Origin of the sequence: Streptomyces sp. NPDC048441, from assembly GCF_043200235.1 — a bacterium.
In the GTDB taxonomy this organism is placed as follows: Bacteria; Actinomycetota; Actinomycetes; order Streptomycetales; family Streptomycetaceae; genus Streptomyces.
In genome coordinates, this window is sequence record NZ_JBICXM010000006.1 from 459,842 (window position 1) to 480,126 (window position 20,285).

The following is a 20,285-nucleotide window of genomic DNA, read 5'->3' on the forward strand; positions in this document are numbered from 1 at the left end:
TCCACCACTCCACCCCGCTCACCCCGCTCACCCCGCTCACCCCGCTCACCCCGCTCACCCCCAACCACCTCAGCCTTCGATCGGGAGGGCCCCATGCCTTCATCTGTCATGCCCACGTCCAGTCAGCCCGATGCTCAACCGTCGTCGGACACCGCCGCGGTCTCCACCGTCGCCCTACGCAAGTCGTACGGCGACAAGACCGTCCTCGACGGCATCGATCTCCGCATCCCGGCCGGCTCCGTGTTCGCCCTCCTCGGCCCGAACGGCGCGGGCAAGACCACCGCCGTCAAGATCCTCTCCACCCTCATCACCGCGGACGGCGGCCAGGCCCAGGTCGCGGGTCACGACATCGCCACGTCACCGGACGGAGTACGCGCCGCGATCGGCGTCACCGGGCAGTTCTCCGCGGTCGACGGCCTGATCACCGGCGAGGAGAACATGCTCCTGATGGCGGACCTCCACCACCTCTCCCGCAGCGAGGGCCGCCGCACAGCCGCCGAGCTCCTGGAGCGCTTCGACCTCACCGAGGCCGCGAGGAAGCCCGCCTCCACCTACTCCGGTGGCATGAAGCGCCGCCTCGACCTCGCCATGACCCTCGTAGGCGATCCGCGCATCATCTTCCTCGACGAGCCGACCACCGGCCTGGACCCACGCTCCCGCCACAACATGTGGCAGATCATCCGCGAGCTCGTCTCCGACGGCGTCACCGTCTTCCTCACCACCCAGTACCTCGACGAGGCCGACGAACTCGCCGACCGCATCGCCGTCCTCAACGACGGCAAGATCGTCGCAGAGGGCAGCGCCGAAGAGCTGAAGCGCCTCATCCCCGGCGGACACATCCGCCTCCGCTTCACCGACCCGGCCGCGTACCAGAGCGCCGCTGTCGCCCTGCGCGAGGTCACCAGGGACGACGACGCGCAGTCCCTCCACATCCCCAGCGACGGCACCCAGCGCGAGCTGCGCTCCATCCTCGACTGGCTCGACTCGGCCGGTATCGAGGCGGACGAACTGACCGTGCACACCCCCGACCTCGACGACGTGTTCTTCGCCCTCACCGGCCCCACCACTACCGGCACCAGCGTTCCCGCCCAGTCCAAGGAGACCGTCCGATGAGCGCCCCCGCCCTCACCCTCGCCGTCCGAGACTCGTCCACGATGCTGCGCCGCAACCTGCTGCACGCCAAGCGCTACCCGTCGATGACCCTGAACCTGCTGCTCACCCCGATCATGCTCCTGCTGCTCTTCGTCTACATCTTCGGCGACGTAATGAGCACAGGCATCGGCGGCACCGGCGCCGACCGCGCCGACTACATCGCCTACATCGTCCCCGGCCTGCTGATGATGACCATCGGCTCCACCGTCATCGGCGCCGCGATCTCCGTCTGCACGGACATGACCGAAGGCCTCATCGCCCGCTTCCGCACCATGGCGGTCTACCGCGGCTCCCTGCTCATCGGACACGTCCTGGGAAGCGTGCTGCAAGTCCTGGCCAGCCTGGTCCTCGTCGGCGCCGTCGCCGTGGCCATCGGCTTCCGCTCCACGGATGCCACCGCCCTGGAATGGCTCGCCGCCCTCGGCCTGCTCGCACTGTTCGCCCTGGCCCTGACCTGGATCGCGGTCGGGATGGGCATGGCAAGCCCGAACCCGGAAGCGGCCGGCAACATGGCCATGCCGCTGATCCTCCTGCCCCTCATCTCCAGCGCCTTCATCCCCGCCGACACCATGCCCGGCTGGTTCCAGCCCATCGCCGAATACCAGCCCTTCACCCCCGCCATCGAAACCCTGCGCGGCCTGCTCCTCGGTACCGAGATCGGCAACAACGGCTGGATCGCCCTCGCCTGGTGCATCGCCCTCACCGCACTCGGCTACCGCTGGGCCACCGCACAGTTCAACCGCGACCCGAAGTAACCGCGACCAGAAGCAGCCGCGCCCCGAAGCAACCGGCACGACCCCGCACACGCGACGTGCCCCCGTACCCAGGTCTGGGTACGGGGGCACGTCGCGCGAGCCGGGGGACGTCAGGCGGCAGCAGGCACAGGCACCGCCTGCGACTCGTCGGCGGACCCGTCGAACTCGTCCAGCGGCGAAGCCGACGCGTTCTCGTAGGCCTCACGGTCGAGGATCTTCTCGCGGGCGGCGACGATCACCGGAATGGCAGCCTGCCCGGCCACGTTCGTGGCGGTGCGCATCATGTCCAGGACCGGGTCGATGGCGAGCAGCAGACCCACGCCCTCCATCGGCAGGCCCAGCGTGGACAGGGTCAGGGTGAGCATGACCGTGGCGCCCGTCAGACCGGCGGTCGCGGCGGAACCCACCACCGACACGAAGGCGATGAGGACGTACTCCTTGATGCCCATCTGCACATCGAAGATCTGCGCGACGAAGATCGCGGCGATCGCCGGGTAGATCGCGGCGCAGCCGTCCATCTTGGTCGTGGCGCCGAACGGCACCGCGAAGGACGTGTACTCCTTCGGCACACCGAGCCGCTCGGTGACCTTCTGGGTGACCGGCATCGTGCCGACCGAGGAGCGCGAGACGAAGGCCAGCTGGATCGCGGGCCAGGCGCCCTTGAAGAACTGCAGCGGGTTGACCTTGGCGACCGTGGAGAGCAGCAGCGGGTAGACGCCGAACATCACCAGGGCGCAGCCGACGTAGATGTCGGCGGTGAACGTCGCGTACTGGCTGATCAGGTCCCAGCCGTAGTCCGCGATAGCGAAGCCGATGAGGCCGATGGTGCCGATCGGCGAGAGCTTGATGACCCACCACAGGGCCTTCTGGAGCAGGGCGAGGACCGACTCGCTCAGGTCCAGGATCGGCTGCGCCTTGTCACCGATCTTCAGTACGGCGATACCGGCGACGGCGGCCATGAAGACGATCTGCAGGACGTTGAGCTCGGTGAACGGCGTGACGACGTCCGTCGGGATGGTCCCGGTGAGGAAGTCGAGCCACGAGCCCGCGTGGTCCGGCTTGGCGCCGTCCTTCGGGGTGAGGCCGGTGCCTGCGCCCGGGTTCGTGATGAGGCCGATGGCGAGGCCGATGACGACCGCGATCAGCGACGTGATCATGAACCAGACCAGCGTCTGCGTGGCGAGGCGCGCCGCGTTGTTGACCTTACGCAGGTTGGTGATCGAGATCAGGATGGCGAAGAAGACCAGCGGGGCGACCGCGAGCTTCAACAGCCCGATGAAGGTGGTTCCGACCTTGTCCAGGGTGGTGACGAGCCAGGACACGTCCTGGCTGCGGGCCAGCCAGCCGAGCAGGACACCGAGGACCAGACCGCCGAGGATCTGGGCCCAGAAGGGCAGCTTGAGGAACTGGGGTATCCGGGAGCCTGACTTCGGCTGCTCGGCCGAGTCGGCCGGGGATACGGGGGAGTTCGCGGACACGGACACACTCCGGGTGATGGCGGGGGACGTGAGGGAGCGGCGACCGCGAGGGGATCGGACGGAACGGCCTTGACGGCGCCGCTGCAATGCAGATGTCACTTGGTGCTTGTCGTTCGCTCGCGCTGTTCGGAGAGGCTCAGCGAGGGCTCAGAGGCGGCGACGACAGGCCGCGGACATGCAGCGGCAGAGATCGACATGCAGGCGCGCCACGAGCGGAACGCTCATGGGGATGCGGGGCGCCACTGCTGTCTTCATGTCGAACACGTTAACACTTGAACTTTGAGAACATCAAAGGTCTTGTTTGAGGTAGACGAGGCCGATCAGAGGCGAGGGCACCCCTGGGACGCAAGAAACCCCGGTCCGGAGCGGCTGCTCCAGTACCGGGGCTGAGGTCTCTGTGACGAACCTTACGACTGCGCGCGAGCCGAGTCGTCGGCGACGTCCTCCTGGGTGCGGTTCGCCTCCAGGTTGGCCTTGGTCCGCTCCACGCGCTCGACGACCTGGACCGACGCCCGGTCCCGCTCCCCCCGCAGCACCACGAAGCTGATGGGCGCGGAGATGACGAGGGCGAGCAGCAGCACCCAGAGGAGGTTGGAGTCCCCGAGTCCCTTGGGCAGGATCTCGGCATAGACAAGTCCCCAGACCGCGAAAAAGCAGCCCACGAAGATCCCGAGGCGCATCAGCGTGTAGCGGAGCATGTCAATCCACTCTTCCGTTCCGAAATGGGCCCGAGTAGGACGAGCCCCTCCAGTGAAGCACGGGAGGGCTCGCGCCCAGCAGGGGGGTGAACCATCTCGCGAAGCGTCAGCCGAGCGGAAGCAGCATCGTGATGTCGTCGCGGTCGTCGCCGGGGGCGACCCGGATCGCGCCGGGCACCCGCCCGACCTCCTTGTATCCGCAGGACTCGTAGAACCGGTCGACTCCCGTGCCGCCCCGGCAGGTCAGCCGGATCGCCTGGATCCCGTCGATATCGCGGGCGGCGTCGGCCGCGGCGGCCATCAGGTCGCGCCCGTATCCCTTGCCCTGGTGCCGCGGATGCACCATCACCACGTACAGCCAGATCCAGTGCTCCATCAGCCGGTGCGTGTTGTACGTGAGGAAGGCGGTCGCGGCGACGGCACCGTCCTCGTCGTACCCGACGAGCAGCCGGGTGTGCCCCTCGCTCAGCTGGGTCAGGCGCTTCAGCCACTCGGGGCGTATGTCCTCGACCGTCACGGGCGGTACGAAACCGACGGCCCCGCCGGCGTTGGACACGTCGGCCCAGAGGGCGAGGACGCCGTCGCGGAGGGCGGGGTCGATCTCCGGATCCAGCCGGAAGGTAAGTGTCATAGGGATAGATTAACCATTACTCACGCCGCGCCTCAACCACATTTCGTATGCCGGACAACATGCCGGACAACGCGACGAGCCCCGGCCGAAACGGCCGGGGCTCGCGCGTGGTTCACAACTGACGGATCAGACCCGCATCGCCTGCGGCGTATCCCGCAGCGACAGGTCAGGACCGTCGTACTCACGGATCGACTCGTACCGCGTGTTCCGCTCGATGGGCCGGAAGCCCGCCTCGCGGATGAGGTCGAGGAGGTCCTCCCGCGTCAGCTTGTTCGGCGTACCGAAGTTGTCCGCGTCATGCGTGATCTTGTACTCGACGACCGAGCCGTCCATGTCGTCCGCGCCGTGCTGCAACGCGAGCTGCGTCGTCTGCAGGCCGTGCATGACCCAGAAGACCTTGACGTGCGGGACGTTGTCGAAGAGCAGCCGCGACACCGCGAACGTCTTCAGCGCCTCCGCGCCCGACGCCATGGTCGTCCGCGCCTGGAGGCGGTTCCTGACCTTGCCGTCCTTCATGTCCACGAAGTCGTGCTGGTAACGCAGCGGGATGAAGACCTGGAAACCGCCGGTCTCGTCCTGGAGTTCGCGCAGGCGCAGCACGTGGTCGACCCGGTGACGGGGCTCCTCGATGTGGCCGTACAGCATCGTGCTCGGGGTCTTCAGACCCTTCTCGTGCGCGAGCCGGTGGATGCGCGACCAGTCCTCCCAATGGGTGGCGTGGTCGACGATGTGCTGCCGGACCTCCCAGTCGAAGATCTCGGCGCCACCACCTGTGAGCGACTCCAGGCCCGCCTCGATCAGCTCGTCGAGGATGTCGGATGCCGACATGCCGGAGATCGTCTCGAAGTGGTGGATCTCCGTGGCCGTGAACGCCTTCAGGGAGACGTTCGGGAGCGCCTTCTTGAGCTCGCTCAGCGAACGCGGGTAGTAGCGCCACGGCAGGTTCGGGTGCAGGCCGTTGACGATGTGCAGCTCGGTGAGGTTCTCGCCCTCCATCGCCTTGGCGAGGCGGACGGCCTCCTCGATGCGCATCGTGTACGCGTCCTTCTCGCCCGGCTTCCGCTGGAACGAGCAGTACGCGCAGGACGCGGTGCACACGTTCGTCATGTTGAGGTGACGGTTGACGTTGAAGTGCACGACGTCGCCGTTCTTGCGCGTGCGCACCTCGTGGGCGAGACCGCCGAGCCAGGCGAGATCGTCCGACTCGTAGAGCGCGATGCCGTCCTCGCGGGACAGCCGCTCACCGTCCCGGACCTTCTGCTCAAGTTCGCGCTTGAGACCTGCGTCCATGCCTTCGCCCTTACCTCTTCACTACGACAAAGTCCCGCCAACCGTACTCCCCCACCCTTCGGGCGGGAGGTGCCCCCAAATGGCGCTCCACGCCTAGGACTCTTCGGGCAGCTCCCCGACCCGGTTCTCCCACTTCGTGGAGAGCACGATCGTCGTACGCGTCCTGGAGACGCCCTTCGTGCCACTGAGCCTGCGGATCGTCTTCTCCAGGCCGTCCACGTCACTGGCCCGCACCTTGAGCATGTACGAGTCGTCGCCCGCGATGAACCAGCAGTCCTCGATCTCGTGCAGGTCCTTCAGGCGATGTGCCACGTCCTCATGGTCGGCGGCGTCCGAGAGGGAGATGCCGATGAGGGCGATGACGCCGAGACCGAGCGAGGGCGAGTCGACCGTCGCGCGGTAGCCGGTGATGACGCCCGCCGCTTCGAGGCGGTTGATCCGGTCCGTGACGCTCGGTCCCGAGAGGCCGACGAGGCGGCCGAGTTCGGCGTACGAGGCCCTGCCGTTCTCCCGAAGGGCCTGGATGAGCTGCCTGTCCACGGCGTCCATAGGTGCGATGCCTTTCATTATTCAGCGATACCGCGAGTCTATGTGTAGAATCCAAGGTGCAACAGGGTCAACACCCTGTGAATCTTTCGAAATTTCAGCGGATCAACAACGATCCAACGATCCTTATCAACCCTTGACGATCCTTCAGGAGTGAGTCACCCGTGTACTCGATCGAGATGGCCTACGCCCGGATGCGCGAGCTGCAGGACCTGGCCAACCGCTCGCGTGCCCACAAGCCCACCGCGCCCAAGGCCGCCGCCCGCAAGAAGCGCGGCGCCAAGTAGCGCTAATCCCCCCGGGAGCTGGAGCCGAGCTCTCCCTCCCAACGGCGGTACAGCTGATGCGGCACCCCCGCCGCGTCGAGCGTCCGCCCCGCGACGAAGTCCACCAGATCCTGGATGTGCGTCGCCCCCGCGTAGAACGCCGGAGAGGCGGGCAGCACGATCGCGCCCGCCTCGTCCAGCGTCACCATGTGCTTCAGCGTCTGCCCGTTCAGCGGTGTCTCGCGTACGCAGACGACGAGTCGGCGCCCTTCCTTGAGCGTCACGCTCGCCGACCGCTGGAGCAGGTCCTTCGAGAGCCCGAGCGCCACCCCGGCCACGCACGCCGTGGACGCGGGCACGATCAGCATCCCCTTCGTCGCGTACGACCCCGACGAAGGCCCTGCGGCCAGATCCCCGGCCGCCCAGTACCGCACGTCGTCCACCGGCACGTCGAAGGTCCCCGGCTTGCCGTCGGCGCCCTGTCCGAGCCACTCCCGCAGGTCCTCCTGCCAGTGCGCGTCCCGGAAGGCGATGCCCGTCTCATCGAGGACCGTCAGGCGCGAGGCCCGCGAGACCACCAGGTCCACGCTCTCCCCGGCCGCGAGCAGTGCACGCAGCACGGCCGCCGCGTACGGGGTCCCCGAGGCACCGGACACCCCCACGATCCAAGGCTTACGCTGCGTATCTCCTGGCTTCACGCTGTGAGCCTAGACGGTAAGGCCGCGCACCAGCAGATCGAGCAGCGCGCAGACGAAGAGCGCGATGCCGATGAAGCCGTTGACCTGGAAGAAGGCACGGTTGAGGCGGGAGAGGTCATGCGGCTTCACGATGGAGTGCTCGTACACGAACGCACCGGCGACGACCGCGATACCGAGCCACAGGAACGCGCCCGCGTCGGTCGCGGCGGCGTACCAGACGAACAGCGCCGTGGTCGTCAGATGACAGCCGCGGGCGCCCCGGATCGCGGCCGGGATGCCGAACCGCGCGGGCACCGACTTCACGCCGACCTCGCGGTCCGTCTCCACGTCCTGGCAGGCGTAGATCAGGTCGAAGCCGCCGATCCAGACGCCGACCGCGAGCCCCAGGATCACCGCGTCCCAGGACCACTCCCCCGTGATCGCGATCCAGGCACCGACAGGGCCCATCGCCTGGGCGAGGCCCAGGATCGCCTGCGGGAAGTTCGTGAACCGCTTGCCGTACGGATAGACCACCATCGGGATCACCGCGATGGGCGCGAGCGCCAGGCACAGCGGGTTGAGCAGGGCGGCCGAGCCGAGGAAGACGACGACCGCGATGAGCGCGCCCGTCCACGCGGACTTCACCGACACCGCGCCCGTGACGAGTTCGCGGTGGGCGGTCCTCGGGTTACGGGCGTCGATCTCCCGGTCGATGATCCGGTTCGCCGCCATGGCGAACGTCCGCAGGCCGACCATGCAGATGGTGACCAGGAGCAGCCGTCCCCAGTGGATGTTCTCGTCCAGCTGGAACATCGCGGTGAGCGCGGCGATGTAGGCGAAGGGCAGCGCGAAGACCGAGTGCTCGATCATGACGAGGCGCAGGAACGCCTTGACCTTGCCGGGCGGCGCGGGCTCGGGTCCGAAGAGTTCCGGAGTCGCTGAATCAGCACTCATCTTTAGAGCCCGTACTCCTTCCAGCGGCGGTCGACCTTCGACGCCGTCTCCGGGTCGGACTCGACCATGTTCGGCCAGCCTCCGTCCCGTGTGTATCCCTCTTCGGGCAGCTTCTTCGTCGCGTCGATACCCGCCTTGCCGCCCCAGAACTGCTGGTAGGAGGCATGGTCGAGATGGTCGACGGGACCTTCGGCCACCGTCAGGTCGCGCGCGTAGTCGGTGTTGCCGAGCGCGCGCCAGGACACTTCGTGCAGATCATGGACGTCGCAATCCTTGTCCACGACCACGATCAGTTTGGTCAGCGACATCATGTGGGCGCCCCAGATGGCGTGCATGACCTTCTGCGCGTGCTTCGGATACTTCTTGTCGATCGAGACGATCGCGCAGTTGTGGAAGCCGCCGGACTCGGGCAGGTGGTAGTCCACGATGTCCGGGACGATCACCTTGAGGAGGGGGAGGAAGAAGCGCTCGGTGGCGCGGCCGAGCGGGCCGTCCTCCGTCGGCGGGCGGCCCACCACGATCGACTGGAGCAGCGGACGCTTCCGCATGGTCACGCAGTCGATCTTCAGCGCCGGGAAGTCCTCCTGCGGCGTGTAGAAGCCCGTGTGGTCGCCGAAAGGACCCTCCGGCAGCATCTCGCCCGGCTCGAGCCAGCCCTCGATGACGACCTCGGCATGGGCAGGCACCTGGAGCGGGACCGTCTTGCAGTCGACCATCTCGACGCGCTTGCCCTGGATGAACCCGGCCAGCATGTACTCGTCCATGTCGCCGGGGAGCGGGGCCGTGGACGCGTACGTCACCGCGGGCGGACAGCCGAAGGCGATCGCGACCGGCAGTTTCTCGCCCCTGCGGGCGGCCACCTGGTAGTGGTTGCGGCTGTCCTTGTGGATCTGCCAGTGCATGCCGATGGTGCGCTTGTCGTGGCGCTGGAGGCGGTACAGACCGAGATTGCGGACGCCGGTGTCCGGGTCCTTGGTGTGGGTCAGGCCCAGGTTGAAGAAGGAGCCGCCGTCCTCGGGCCAGGTGAAGAGCGCGGGCAGCTTCTCCAGGTCGACGTCGTCGCCGGTGAGGACGACCTCCTGCACGGGCGCGTGGTCGGACTTCACCTTCTTCGGCGGTACGTGCGTCATGGCGCCGAGCTTCCCGAAGGCCTCGCGCACACCGACGAAGCCGTGCGGCAGCTCCGGCTTGAGGAGGCCGCCGATCTTCTCGCTGATCTCGCCGTACGACTTCAGGCCGAGCGCCTTCAGGAGGCGGCGGTCCGTCCCGTACACGTTCATCGCGAGGGGCATCGCCGAGCCCTTGACGTTCTCGAAGAGGAGCGCGGGGCCGCCGGACTTCTGCACCCGGTCGGTGATCTCGCCGACCTCCAGATACGGGTCGACCTGGGCCTTGATGCGCTTGAGATCGCCCTCGCGCTCCAGTGCACGGAGCAGGGAGCGAAGATCGTCATAAGCCATGCGTTCAAGTATCGGTCACCGGCTACCCTGGCCCCGACAGCGGGGCCCGCTCGCCGCCCCTCCTCCGTCGCTTGGGGAATCGCGCAACATGCTCAGGTATCTGCCGTTCCTGCTGGTCCTGGCCGTGTGGATCTACGCCTTCATCGATGTCCTGAACACTCCGGAGAAGGAGATCAGGCATCTGCCGAAGGTGGTCTGGGTCATCATCGTGCTGCTCTTCGGCGAGGTCCTGCTCGGACCGATCGCCTGGTTCGTCACGGGCAAGGCGCGCAGGACGACCCCCGGGAGCGGCCCGCGCGCCGGGCGCGGCGGACAGTGGGTGGCGCCGGACGACAACCCCGAGTTCCTGAAGTCGCTCAGGGACGAGGACCCCGACGAGGAAAAGCGGGACAGGGGAAGCGAGGGCTGATGATGGAACTGCGGCTGCTCGTCACCTTCGAAAAAGTCGCGACCGTACTCAGTTTCACGCAGGCCGCGGCCGAGCTGAAGTACGCCCAGTCCAGCGTCACCAGCCAGATCCGCTCCCTGGAGTCCTCGCTCGGCACCGAGCTCTTCGACCGGCTCGGCAGCCGCATCCGGCTGACGGAGGCCGGTGAGCGCCTGCTCCCCTATGCCCGGCAGATCATCGAGCTGACGGACGAGGCGCGGGCCGCGGTCGTCGACGCCGAGGAACCGACCGGCGCGATCGCGGTCGGCACGATGGAGTCGCTGACCTCCTACCGCCTGCCCCCGCTGCTCGAACTCTTCCACCACCGCTACCCGAAGGTGCAGCTCACCCTGCGGCCCACCCTGGGCGACGAGACGCGCCTCGCGCTGCGGCAGGGGACGTACGACGTCGGGTTCCTGATGGAGCGGGAGACCGAGCACCAGGGCCTGGAGACCGCGGTCCTCGCCGAGGAGCCCCTCGTCCTCGTCTGCGCGCCGACGCATCCGCTCGCCGCGCACGGGGCGGACTCGCTCGCCACGGGTGACCTGGCGGCAGTGCAGCTCGTCGGCACGGAGCCGGGCTGCCCGTACCGCGACCTGTTCGAGTACGAGCTGCGCGAGCGGAACGGCTCCCCGCCGCCCTTCATGGAGTTCGGCACGATCGAGGCCACCAAGCGGGGTGTCGCCGGTGGCCTCGGGGTGGCGCTGCTGCCGCGGATGGCGGTGCGGGACGAACTGGCTTCGGGAGTGCTCGTCCCGCTGCCGTGGGAGCCGCCCTTCGTCCTGCACACGCAGCTCGCGTGGCGGACGGGGAAGCGGCTGCCGGCGCATGTGCGGCTCTTCATCGACCAGACGGTACGGCTGGTGCGGGAGCAGGCAGCGGAGACGCAGGAGCCTGCGAACTAGCCACCGCCCGGGGCGACTTGGCCCGGTTGACCTTCAGGCTGGCGAGGACGATCAGCGGCACGCCCAGCGCCTGGACGAGCCCGATGTGGTGTCCGTAGACAGCCCAGTCGGCAACCATCGCGACCGCCGGGTAGGTGAAGGCGAGTACGGCGATCTTGGCGGTGGGCAGCTTCGCGTACGCCGCGTACATCAGGACGTACATCAGACCGGTGTGGATGACACCGAGACCCACGAGCCAGCCCCACTTGCCACCCGTGCCGCTCATCGCGCCGAAGTCGGCGAAGGGGAGCAAGAGCGGGATGCCGACGAGGACTTGGACGAGGGCGATGAGGTGCGGCCGTACGCCGGTGATGCGCTTGGTGACGAGCGTGGAGAGCCCGTAGAGGAGCGCGGCGAGCAGCGCGAAGCCGATGCCCGTGAGTGAGCCGAGGTCGCCGGGGCGCACCCCGGAGACGAGCACGAGTCCCGCGAACGCGGTGGCGAGCCACATGAGTTGGGCCTTGGTGAGCCGCTCGCGGAAGATGACCGCGCTGAGCAGCACGAGCAGGAACGGCTGTGTGTGGTAGACGACGGTGGCGAGCGAGATCGAGGTCGCCTCGTACGCCTTGAAGAGGAACACCCAGTTGAAGACGATGAACGCCCCGCCGAGTGCGGCGAGTCCGAGCTTCTTCGGGGTGAGGCCGTGGTCGCGGAAGTAGCCGCGGACGAAGGCGTAGGCGCCCAGGGCGATGGCGCCGAAAAGCACCCGGAAGAACACGACGTTGAAGGCCGACGCGCCCGACTCCACGACGAAGATCCCGAGGGTGCCGGAGAGCATCATCGCGGCGGTCAGCTGGGCTGTGCCCTTGTTCTCTGAGGTCATGCCAAGAAGCTACGAGCGGACGTATGCACTGGTCCACGGGCCAGTGGGGCGTCCTGCCGATGGGGGCATCGGCGGGGGCGATCGGCGGGGGCGTCCGACGCCGGAGTCGCGGTCGGACGCAAGCCGGGGTTGACCTCAAGCCGGGTTGAGCTTCTAGGTTCGGGCACGCCGATGTCGACGTATCTGAGAGGAACGGCCATGAGGACGCTGGTACTGGGAAGGACGCCCGCCAGGGTGACGGAGGTGCTGGCCACACTGCGCGCGGACGGCTTCGACGCGGAGGGAGTGAGCACCGACGACGAGGCCCGGAAGCTGTTGGAGGCCGAGGAGTTCGGGGTGCTGATCATCGGCGGAGGTGTGGAGCCGGACTCCCGCGCGGCATTGAAGGAGTTCGCGGCGGAGCACCGGGTGCGGCGGGTGATCGACGGCGCCCTGACGGAACCGTTCGACACCTATGTGCAGCGGGAGTTCGAGCCGCTGATCCGGGAGACGGCCGCCGCCCAGGGGTGAAGTGCCGTGAAAGCCTGCGGGCCGGCCCCTGGAGCCCTAGGCCCGCAGGACCAGCGCGAGCAGCCCGGGGAAGCGCGCGTCGAACTCCTCCCGGCGGAGCCGGTTGACCCGCTTCGGCCCCTCGTCCCGCTGCTCGACGAGCCCCGCTCCCCGCAGCACCCCGAAGTGATGGCTGAGAGCCGCCTTGCCGATGGGTACGTCGAAGCTGCCGCAAGACCGCGTCCAGTCGGGCGACGGCTCCAACTCCCGTACCAGTTCGAGGCGTACGGGGTCGGCGAGCGCGGTGAGCGCGGTCAGCAGGGGCACGTCGTCCGGGTGGACGTGCACCGGTGCCGCGCGGTGGTGACTGTTCGCCACAAGGACCGCTCCTCTCATCCCACAACCACTTGCCGAGTGTTCGATGAAAACCATACACTCCTGAGTGTTCGCTTCCCGTTGAACACTCAACACCCGGAGGGTGCTGCCCTATGTCCACCATGCGCGCGATCCAGCTCCAGGAGTACGGCGGCCCCGACGTCCTGAAGGCGGTGGACACCGACACACCCCGCCCCGCCCCCGGCCAGGTCGGCATCGACGTCGCCTACACCGGAGTGAACTTCGCCGACCTGAAGGCCCGCAGCGAGGGCTACCGCGTGCCCTCGCTGCCCTTCGTACCGGGCCTCGAAGTCTCCGGACGCGTACGCGAACTCGGCGCGGGCGTCCGGGGATTCGAGGTGGGCCAGGAAGTCGTCGCCCTCACCGAGGGCGGCGCGTACGCGGAAGTCGTCGTCGCCGAAGCGGCTACGACCTTCCCCCTGCCGTCCGGCGTGGACCTCCGCACGGCCGCCACCCTGCCCACGGTCCTGCCCACCGCACACGCCCTCCTCCACGAAGTGGGACGGCTGCGCGCGGGCGAGAGCGTCCTCGTGCAGGGCGCCGCGGGCGGAGTCGGCACGGTGGTGGGCCAGTTGGCGAAGGCAGGCGGCGCGGGCGCGGTGTACGGCGTCGTGTCGAGCGAGGCCAAGGCGAAGTACGCCCTTGAGCACGGATACGACGAGGTGTTCATCGGGGACTTCGGGGACGGCCTCGCCGCCGAGGTCCGCGCCGCCACCGGCGGACGCGGCGTCGACCTGGCCCTCGACCCGGTCGGCGGCGACACCTTGCGCGGCGGACTCGACGCCCTCGCCGTCTTCGGGCGGCTCGTCTCCTTCGGCAACGCGAGCTCGGCGGAGCCCTGGCAGGTGGGCCAGCCGGAGCTGTACCCGACGGGGATCGGAGTCTCTGGCTTCTCCATCCTGTCCCTCGCCAAGTCGGCCCCGGAGGCCTTGCGCGAGGTCGCGGCGCGGGCCTTCGCGAAGGTGGCCGACGGGACGGTGACGCTGCCGGTGACGGCGGAGTTCGCGCTGACGGAGGCGTCCGAGGCGCACCGCCTGATGGGCGCCCGCACGAGCACGGGGAAGCTGCTGCTGCGGGTGGCGGGCTGATCAGATCAGGGCTTCCGGTACGCGTCCCGCAGCTCCTGCCAGCGGTCCAGGCTCCACGTCGACCAGTCCTTCGGCCGCCCGTCGAGCGCGTCGACGAGGAACTCGAAGTGGTTGTGCCAGCCCGCGAGGCAGTCGAGGCGCAGCTCGTCGTCGCCGTCGAACTCGTTCGTGAAACGGACGGTCGTACCGGTACCGGTCTTCCCGTCGGTCGTCTCCAGATGGAACCGGCACCGCCCGTGCAGGTCGATCGTGTACTCGGCGACCCGCTCCGGGTCCCACGCGGTGATGTGCCCGGCGTGGGTGGCCGACTCGCCCCCGTTGAGCCAGCGCAGCACGACCGCGCCGCCGAGCCTCGGCTCGAACACGTCGGCGGCGGCCAGCCACCCCGGAAGACCCTCCGGGGTGGCCACCGCCGCCCAGACCTTCTCCACAGGGTGGGGAAGGTGAAGCTCGTAGTGCAGGTGCTGGGTCGGCCCCCCGGTCCCGGTGGAGCCCTCCGTCCGGCTCGTGCCCTGCCCGATCATCGCGGTCATGGCACAAGCCTGGCCCGGTACGCCCCGTTCCGCACCCCCGGTGACTGCCGTACGAGGATTCAGACCCCTGCGTACGAGTGCTTGCCGGTGACGAAGATGTTCACTCCGTAGTAGTTGAACAGCCAGCAGCCGAAGGCGATCAGGGCCAGGTAGGCGGCCTTGCGGCCCTTCCAGCCCGCGGTGGCGCGCGCGTGCAGGTAGCAGGCGTAGGCGACCCAGGTGATGAAGGACCAGACCTCCTTGGGGTCCCAGCCCCAGTAGCGGCCCCATGCGTCGCCCGCCCAGATCGCGCCCGCGATGATCGTGAACGTCCACAGCGGGAAGACGGCGGCGTTCACGCGGTAGGCGAACTTGTCGAGCGAGGCCGCGGAGGGCAGCCGCTCCATGACGGACGTGGCGAAGTTGCCCGGCTGTCCGCCGCGTTCCAGCTTCGATTCGTAGCTGTCCCGGAAGAGGTAGAGCACCGTCGAGACGCCGCCGACGTAGAACACCGCACCGCAGAAGATCGCGGTGGAGACGTGGATCCACAACCAGTACGAGTGAAGGGCGGGAACCAACTGGTCGCTGGCGGTGTACAGGACGGTGACGGCGAGACCGAGATCGAGGAGGACCGTGGTGACCAGCGGAAGGCCGAGCCAGCCGACGTTCTTCTTCAGCACCATGAACGCGAGGTACACACCCACGGCCATGGTGGAGAAGGTCAGGTTGAACTCGTACATGTTGCCCCACGGCGCCCGCTGCACCGAGAGCGCGCGGGTGAGCACGCCCCCGGCCTCGACGAGGAACGCGAGCACGGTGAGGGACACGGCGATCCGGCCGTAGAGGTCGCCCTTCTCGTCCCCGGCCGCCGCGCCGGGACCGTCCGGCACATCGCGGGTGCCGGTGACGGAGCGGGTGACGACCTTGGGGGCCGCCTTCGGCCGGTCGAGGACGGCGGTGCCGCCCTTGGCCTTGACGGTGACGGCGGGCGCCTTGGCGGTGACCTCGGTCTTGTCGGTCAGCGCGGCGGCCGTGCGGCCGACCTTACTGCGGCTGCCGAGAATCCACTCTGCCATGTGCGCGAAGAAGGCAAGGAGATAGACGGCCATCGCGGAGTAGATCAGCACATTGCTGATGCTCGCGAGGTTCTCGTTCGGTTCGGCGGCGAGGGTGGTGGCGAGAGTCATTTCTCAGCCCCTTCGGCAGGAACAACATCGGGGGTGGAGTCGGCGTGATCGGCAGGGTCTGGATCGGGCGCGCTCGGCGTCTCCTCGTGAAGGTGTGCGGCGAGGTCACCCAGTTCTTCGGACAGCTTCGCGGACTCGCTGCGGCCAAGAGCGGCCATCTCGACGACGGTGACGCCGTCAGCGCCCCGGAAGGACCGCACCCACACGCGGCGGCGCTGGATGAACAGCGATCCGGCGAGGCCCGCGATGGCGGAGATCGCCCCGACGAGCGCCCACATGCTGCCGGGCTGCTGGGAGATCTGGAAGGTCGCCCAGCGCTTGATGTCCTTGTCGAAGGTGATCGAGCCGGCGCCGTTCGGCAGCTTCATGGTCTCGCCGGGCACCATCCGCTTCTTCAGGAGCTCGCCCTTGGAGTCCTTGAACTTGGTCATCTTGCTGGTGTCCAGCTGGTACACGTTCTGCGGCAGACCGGAGTCCACACCGAGGCTTCCGTGGTACGCGGACAGCGCGAGCACGGGATAGTCGAGCGCGGGGAACTGGGAGAACATGTTGCCCTGGCCGTGGCCCGCGAACGTCGGCACGAAGAAGGCGTTGAAGCCGAGCTGTTCCTTCTTGCCGTTCTTGTCGCGGTAGCCGTCGAGGACCTTGATGGCGCCGGTCGCCGTGCCGTTGGAGTCGATCGGAAGCAGCGGAACGGACTGGGTGCTGACGACCTTGCCCTTCCCGTCGCGGACGGTGATGGTCGGCGCGTAGCCCTGGCCGATGAGGTAGACCTTCGAGCCGTCGACCTCGAGCGGCTTGTTGACCTCGATGGACTTCTTCTTCTCGGGGCCGTCGACGCCCTCGCTGTAGGTGACGTTCGCCCGGTAGGTGCGGGCCGTCCCCTTCTCGGGGCCCTTCCTCTCGAACGACGACTCGAAGCTGTCCAGCTTGAAGCTGAACGGCGCCAGGTCGTCGGTGTTGAAGAGGTTGCCGGACTTGAAGTTGTCGTACTGGGTGAGGGTGTTGGAGAACCCGTCCCCCTGGACGACGAGCTTGCCGCCCTCGGACTTGAACAGGGCGCCGACGGCGAAGGCCACCAGGAGCACGATCAGCGAGATGTGGAAGAAGAGGTTGCCCGCCTCACGCAGGTAGCCCTTCTCCGCGGCGACGGACGGCGTTCCCGCACCGCCCTGGCGGCTCGTGAGGTCCGCGCGGAAGCGGCGCCCCTTGAGCAGGGTGAGCGCGGCGTCGTGCACCTGCTCGGGCTCGGCCTCGGTGCGCCACGTGGTGTACGCGGGCAGCCGGTCGAACCGTTTGGGGGCGCCCGGCGGGCGCCCGCGCAGCTGGCCGACGAACTGCCAGGTGCGGGGCACGATGCAGCCGATGAGGGAGATGAACAGAAGGATGTAGATCGCCGAGAACCACACGGAGCTGTAGACGTCGAACAGCTGGAACTTCTCGTAGACCGGCCCGAGCGTGGTGTGCGCCTTCTTGAAGTCCTGGACCTTCAGCTCGTCGATGCCGGTCTGCGGGATCAGCGAGCCCGGGATCGCGCCGAGCGAGAGCAGGAGCAGCAGGAGCAGCGCGACCCGCATCGAGGTCAGCTGCCGCCACATCCAGCGCACCCAGCCCACGATCTCGCGGCCGGTCCAGACGAGCCACCCGGCGGCGCCGGGAGCGCGCCTGCCCCCGAAGGAGCCGGGCATCGCCCGGTCCACCGGAGCGGTGGACAGCTGGGCACCGGCGGCCCCCAGGTCGTTCTGCTCCTCAGGCGCTCCGGTCTTGTCCTGAGGGGCTTCGGTCTTGCTCATGGATCAGATCCCCACCGTGTAGCCGTTGGACCAGACCTGCATCTGCTGCACGATGCTGTCCCATACGCCGGTGACGAGGAGCAGCCCGGTCGCGATCATCATGATGCCGCCGATGCGCATCACCCAGACGTAGTGCTTCTTCACCCAGCTGAACGCGCCGAGCGCCTTACGGAAGGCGATCGCCGCGAGGATGAACGGCAGCCCGAGGCCCAGGCAGTACGCGACGCTCAGTATCGCCCCGCGCCCCGCGCTCCCCTGGTCGAGGGCCAGGGAGTTGACGGAGGTGAGCGTGGGCCCCACGCAGGGCGCCCAGCCCACGGCGAACAGCGCGCCGAGCACCGGAGCGCCCGCGAGTCCCGCGGCGGGCTTCTTGTGGAAGCGGAATTCCCGCTGGGACAGCCAGGGCATGAGCCCCATGAAGAAGATGCCGAGAGCGATCATCAGCCCGCCGAGCACCTTGGTGATGACGTCCTGGTACTCCTGAAGGTTCTGCCCGGCGTACCCGAAGAGCGCGCCGGTGGAGACGAAGACGGCGGTGAAGCCGAGCACGAAGAGCCCGGCCCCGGCGGCCATCCGCCCTCGCTTGGCCTCGGCCAGATCGGTGCCGCCGACTCCCGTGACGTACGACAGATAGCCCGGCACGAGCGGCAGCACGCACGGGGAGAAGAAGGAGACGAGCCCGCCGAGCACGGCCACGGGCAGCGCGAGGAGGAGTGCGCCGTTCATGACGGTCTGGTTCGCTTCGCCGACGGCGGCGAGAGTGGACATCACGAGGAGATCACTTCTCCGCGATGAGCGGGTCGATCATCTTGCGCAGCTTCTCTTCGTTGAGCGCCTGCTGCGAGCGGGCCGCGATCTTCCCCTCCCGGTCGAGGACGATCGTGGAGGGGATGAACTTCGGGTTCATCGTGCCCTTGGGGAAGCGCAGCATCAGCTTGCCCATCGGATCGTGCAGGCTCGGGTAGGAGATCTTCCAGTCCTTCTCGAACGTGAGCGCCGGGCCCTTCTGCGGATCGCGGGTGTTGATCCCGACGAACTGCACGTCCTTGCCCTCGAGGTCCTTCGAGACCTTCGCGAAGTTCGGCGCCTCGGCCCGGCAGGGCGAACACCAGGAACCCCACACGTTCAGTACGACGATCTTGCCCTTGTAGTCGGCGACGTCGAGATGCTTGCCCTCAAGGGTCTTCCCCTCGAGCTTCGGCCCGTCCTGGCGCTCGCCCTTGCCGGCCGTGGCGATGCCGTCGGAGCCGGTGACGAAGTTGGTGTTCCCCGAGCCGCCCGACGTACCGCCGGAGCCGCACGCCGACAGGGTCAGTGCCGCGACCGCGGCCCCAGCGCCCAGCAGGGCGGCGCGGCTGCGGCTACGGCTGCGGTTCGTGCTGTGGGGGGCGCGGCAGGCGGCACTCATGTGAAAAGTTTCGCATGTCTGTTTCGGGGATCTTCCGCACCCCCCGAGGTCGGCGTGCGGTTTGCGGAAAGTCCCATTTCAGGCGGCCTTCCCGAGCCCCTTCCAGCCGCCCGCGGGCTCCTGTCCGACGTCGAGTCCCTGAAGCTGGGAGAGGACCTCGGGGTCCTGCACGTCGAGCCAGTCGACGAACTGCCGGAAGGAGACGAGGCGTACGTCCTTCTTCCCCGCGATGTGCTTGAAGGCTTCCTCGACGGCGTCCATGTAAATGCCGCCGTTCCACTCCTCGAAGTGGTTGCCGATGAAGAACGGCGCGCGGTTCGTCTCGTAGGCGCGCTTGAATCCGGCGATGTAGGACTCGGTGGCCTGCTTGCGCCAGCCCGGGTAGTTGGCCGGCGGAGCCTTCGTGGAGTTCTTGGACTGGTTGGCCAGGATGTTGTAGTCCATCGACAGGACCTCGAAGGAATGGCCCGGGAACGGCATGGCCTGGAGCGGCAGATCCCAGACGCCCATCTTCTTCTCGGGCCAGCGCTGACGGCCGCCGGGCGAAGACGCGTCATAGCGCCAGCCGAGCTTCTTCGCCGTCGGCAGCAGATTGTCCTGGCCGAGCAGACAGGGCGTACGGCCGCCGACGAGTTCCTTGTCATAGTCGAAAGGCAGCGAGGGCAGATCGGTCCAGCCGGTGTTCGTCCGCCATTCCTTGACGAAGGAGGTGGCCTGGTCGATCTCGTCCTGCCATTGCGCGGGCGTCCAGTTGGCGACCGTGCCGCTGCCCGCGCAGAAGTGCCCGTTGAAGTGCGTGCCGATCTCATGGCCTTCGAGCCAGGCCTGGCGGACGTACTTGAGGGTCTCCTTGATGTGACCGTCGGTGAGATAGCCGATGTCGGAGGCGCCGACCCCGTTGTTCGGCGGCTTGTAAAGACGCTTCTTGGACTCGGGGAGCAGATAGAGCCCGGAGAGGAAGAACGTCATACGGGCGTCGTGATCCTCGGCCAGCTTCAGAAAACGCGGGAAGAGGCCGTTGCCGACCTCGCCCGCGCCGTCCCAGGAAAAGATCACGAACTGCGGGGGCGTCTCACCCGGCTGGAGGGGGACCGGCTTGCCCGGCTGATTCGGCTGCTTCCCCGAATACGCCGTCGAACCGTCGCCGATCGGCTTCGCCGGGTGCTTGTCGCCGCCCTGGCCGTCCTTGCCCGCCCCCGCGGAACCGGCCGAATGACTGCCGCCGCCCGTGCCGCAGCCCGCGAGTCCCAAAGCTGCCGCCGTACCGACTCCGAGGCCGAGCATTCCCCTGCGACTGATGTCGCGCATTCC

The 20,285-nt window shown here is 68.1% G+C and carries 23 protein-coding genes; 7 read left to right on the forward strand and 16 right to left on the reverse strand.

Annotated features, from left to right (window positions below):
• Positions 1–93 precede the first annotated feature (93 nt).
• Together ACGFSB_RS18425 and ACGFSB_RS18430 are read left to right on the forward strand one after the other, a co-directional pair.
• A complete protein-coding gene (locus tag ACGFSB_RS18425; RefSeq protein WP_393399977.1) occupies positions 94–1,113 on the forward strand; it encodes an ATP-binding cassette domain-containing protein in 1,020 nt (339 codons plus the stop codon).
• Positions 1,110–1,907, forward strand: a complete 798-nt coding sequence (locus ACGFSB_RS18430) for an ABC transporter permease (protein ID WP_393399980.1) — start codon at positions 1,110–1,112, stop codon at positions 1,905–1,907. The genes ACGFSB_RS18425 and ACGFSB_RS18430 overlap by 4 nt, the downstream gene beginning before the upstream one ends.
• A 110-nt stretch (positions 1,908–2,017) precedes the next feature.
• Here ACGFSB_RS18430 and ACGFSB_RS18435 read toward each other — a convergent pair whose 3' ends face one another.
• The 5 genes from ACGFSB_RS18435 to ACGFSB_RS18455 form a co-directional block, all read right to left on the reverse strand.
• On the reverse strand, positions 2,018–3,385 hold the full coding sequence (locus ACGFSB_RS18435; RefSeq protein WP_393399983.1) for a dicarboxylate/amino acid:cation symporter: 1,368 nt from the start codon (positions 3,383–3,385) through the stop codon (positions 2,018–2,020).
• Positions 3,386–3,792: 407 nt separating this feature from the next.
• Positions 3,793–4,083: a DUF4229 domain-containing protein gene (locus ACGFSB_RS18440; RefSeq protein WP_393399986.1), complete on the reverse strand. Its 291-nt coding sequence runs from the start codon at positions 4,081–4,083 to the stop codon at positions 3,793–3,795.
• Between the two features lie 106 nt (positions 4,084–4,189).
• Positions 4,190–4,714: a GNAT family N-acetyltransferase gene (locus ACGFSB_RS18445; protein WP_393399989.1), complete on the reverse strand. Its 525-nt coding sequence runs from the start codon at positions 4,712–4,714 to the stop codon at positions 4,190–4,192.
• A gap of 126 nt (positions 4,715–4,840) precedes the next feature.
• Positions 4,841–6,004 (reverse strand): aminofutalosine synthase MqnE, encoded by a 1,164-nt coding sequence (mqnE, locus tag ACGFSB_RS18450; protein ID WP_393399992.1) that lies wholly within the window; start codon positions 6,002–6,004, stop codon positions 4,841–4,843.
• 93 nt (positions 6,005–6,097) lie between these two features.
• Positions 6,098–6,553 carry an Lrp/AsnC family transcriptional regulator gene (locus ACGFSB_RS18455; protein ID WP_393400198.1) on the reverse strand — a complete coding sequence of 152 codons (456 nt, stop codon included), beginning with the start codon at positions 6,551–6,553 and terminating at the stop codon, positions 6,098–6,100.
• A 161-nt stretch (positions 6,554–6,714) separates the two neighbouring features.
• Here ACGFSB_RS18455 and ACGFSB_RS18460 point away from each other — a divergent pair, with 161 nt between their 5' ends.
• A complete protein-coding gene (locus ACGFSB_RS18460) occupies positions 6,715–6,837 on the forward strand; it encodes a hypothetical protein (protein ID WP_393400211.1) in 123 nt (40 codons plus the stop codon).
• A 2-nt stretch (positions 6,838–6,839) separates the two neighbouring features.
• Here the strand turns inward: ACGFSB_RS18460 and ACGFSB_RS18465 are convergent, their stop codons facing one another.
• The 3 genes from ACGFSB_RS18465 to ACGFSB_RS18475 are packed head-to-tail and all read right to left on the reverse strand — an operon-like array spanning position 6,840 to position 9,907.
• Entirely contained in the window at positions 6,840–7,514 is a 675-nt protein-coding gene (locus ACGFSB_RS18465) for a UbiX family flavin prenyltransferase (protein ID WP_393399995.1), read from the reverse strand.
• 9 nt (positions 7,515–7,523) lie between these two features.
• A complete protein-coding gene (gene mqnP / locus ACGFSB_RS18470) occupies positions 7,524–8,447 on the reverse strand; it encodes a menaquinone biosynthesis prenyltransferase MqnP (protein ID WP_393399998.1) in 924 nt (307 codons plus the stop codon).
• Positions 8,448–8,449: 2 nt separating this feature from the next.
• A complete protein-coding gene (locus tag ACGFSB_RS18475; protein ID WP_393400001.1) occupies positions 8,450–9,907 on the reverse strand; it encodes a menaquinone biosynthesis decarboxylase in 1,458 nt (485 codons plus the stop codon).
• Between the two features lie 88 nt (positions 9,908–9,995).
• Here ACGFSB_RS18475 and ACGFSB_RS18480 point away from each other — a divergent pair, with 88 nt between their 5' ends.
• Together ACGFSB_RS18480 and ACGFSB_RS18485 are read left to right on the forward strand one after the other, a co-directional pair.
• The gene (locus ACGFSB_RS18480; RefSeq protein WP_393400004.1) at positions 9,996–10,316 is read left to right on the forward strand and encodes a PLD nuclease N-terminal domain-containing protein; all 321 of its coding nucleotides are present in this window, start codon (positions 9,996–9,998) and stop codon (positions 10,314–10,316) included.
• A gap of 2 nt (positions 10,317–10,318) precedes the next feature.
• The gene (locus ACGFSB_RS18485) at positions 10,319–11,239 is read left to right on the forward strand and encodes a LysR family transcriptional regulator (protein ID WP_393400200.1); all 921 of its coding nucleotides are present in this window, start codon (positions 10,319–10,321) and stop codon (positions 11,237–11,239) included.
• Here ACGFSB_RS18485 and ACGFSB_RS18490 read toward each other — a convergent pair.
• Positions 11,175–12,101 carry a DMT family transporter gene (locus ACGFSB_RS18490; protein ID WP_393400007.1) on the reverse strand — a complete coding sequence of 309 codons (927 nt, stop codon included), beginning with the start codon at positions 12,099–12,101 and terminating at the stop codon, positions 11,175–11,177. The two genes, ACGFSB_RS18485 and ACGFSB_RS18490, sit on opposite strands and share 65 nt — an antisense overlap.
• A gap of 198 nt (positions 12,102–12,299) precedes the next feature.
• Here ACGFSB_RS18490 and ACGFSB_RS18495 point away from each other — a divergent pair, with 198 nt between their 5' ends.
• Positions 12,300–12,611 (forward strand): hypothetical protein, encoded by a 312-nt coding sequence (locus tag ACGFSB_RS18495; protein ID WP_393400010.1) that lies wholly within the window; start codon positions 12,300–12,302, stop codon positions 12,609–12,611.
• A 36-nt stretch (positions 12,612–12,647) separates the two neighbouring features.
• Here ACGFSB_RS18495 and ACGFSB_RS18500 read toward each other — a convergent pair whose 3' ends face one another.
• Positions 12,648–12,968 (reverse strand): ArsR/SmtB family transcription factor, encoded by a 321-nt coding sequence (locus tag ACGFSB_RS18500; protein ID WP_393400013.1) that lies wholly within the window; start codon positions 12,966–12,968, stop codon positions 12,648–12,650.
• Positions 12,969–13,087: 119 nt separating this feature from the next.
• Here ACGFSB_RS18500 and ACGFSB_RS18505 point away from each other — a divergent pair, with 119 nt between their 5' ends.
• On the forward strand, positions 13,088–14,074 hold the full coding sequence (locus ACGFSB_RS18505) for a zinc-binding alcohol dehydrogenase family protein (protein ID WP_393400202.1): 987 nt from the start codon (positions 13,088–13,090) through the stop codon (positions 14,072–14,074).
• Between the two features lie 5 nt (positions 14,075–14,079).
• On the opposite strand, the gene ACGFSB_RS18510 is transcribed toward ACGFSB_RS18505, so the two are convergent.
• The 6 genes from ACGFSB_RS18510 to ACGFSB_RS18535 form a co-directional block, all read right to left on the reverse strand.
• The gene (locus ACGFSB_RS18510; RefSeq protein ID WP_393400016.1) at positions 14,080–14,607 is read right to left on the reverse strand and encodes an SRPBCC domain-containing protein; all 528 of its coding nucleotides are present in this window, start codon (positions 14,605–14,607) and stop codon (positions 14,080–14,082) included.
• A 59-nt stretch (positions 14,608–14,666) separates the two neighbouring features.
• Positions 14,667–15,773, reverse strand: coding sequence for a c-type cytochrome biogenesis protein CcsB (ccsB, locus tag ACGFSB_RS18515; protein WP_393400019.1), 1,107 nt, complete (start codon positions 15,771–15,773; stop codon positions 14,667–14,669).
• Entirely contained in the window at positions 15,770–17,566 is a 1,797-nt protein-coding gene (locus tag ACGFSB_RS18520; protein WP_393400021.1) for a cytochrome c biogenesis protein ResB, read from the reverse strand. Before ACGFSB_RS18520 ends, ccsB begins: the two co-directional genes overlap by 4 nt.
• A 3-nt stretch (positions 17,567–17,569) precedes the next feature.
• Positions 17,570–18,334, reverse strand: a complete 765-nt coding sequence (locus ACGFSB_RS18525) for a cytochrome c biogenesis CcdA family protein (RefSeq protein ID WP_393400204.1) — start codon at positions 18,332–18,334, stop codon at positions 17,570–17,572.
• 10 nt (positions 18,335–18,344) lie between these two features.
• The gene (locus ACGFSB_RS18530; RefSeq protein ID WP_393400024.1) at positions 18,345–18,974 is read right to left on the reverse strand and encodes a TlpA family protein disulfide reductase; all 630 of its coding nucleotides are present in this window, start codon (positions 18,972–18,974) and stop codon (positions 18,345–18,347) included.
• Positions 18,975–19,052: 78 nt separating this feature from the next.
• Positions 19,053–20,282 (reverse strand): hypothetical protein, encoded by a 1,230-nt coding sequence (locus tag ACGFSB_RS18535; RefSeq protein ID WP_393400027.1) that lies wholly within the window; start codon positions 20,280–20,282, stop codon positions 19,053–19,055.
• Positions 20,283–20,285 lie beyond the last annotated feature (3 nt).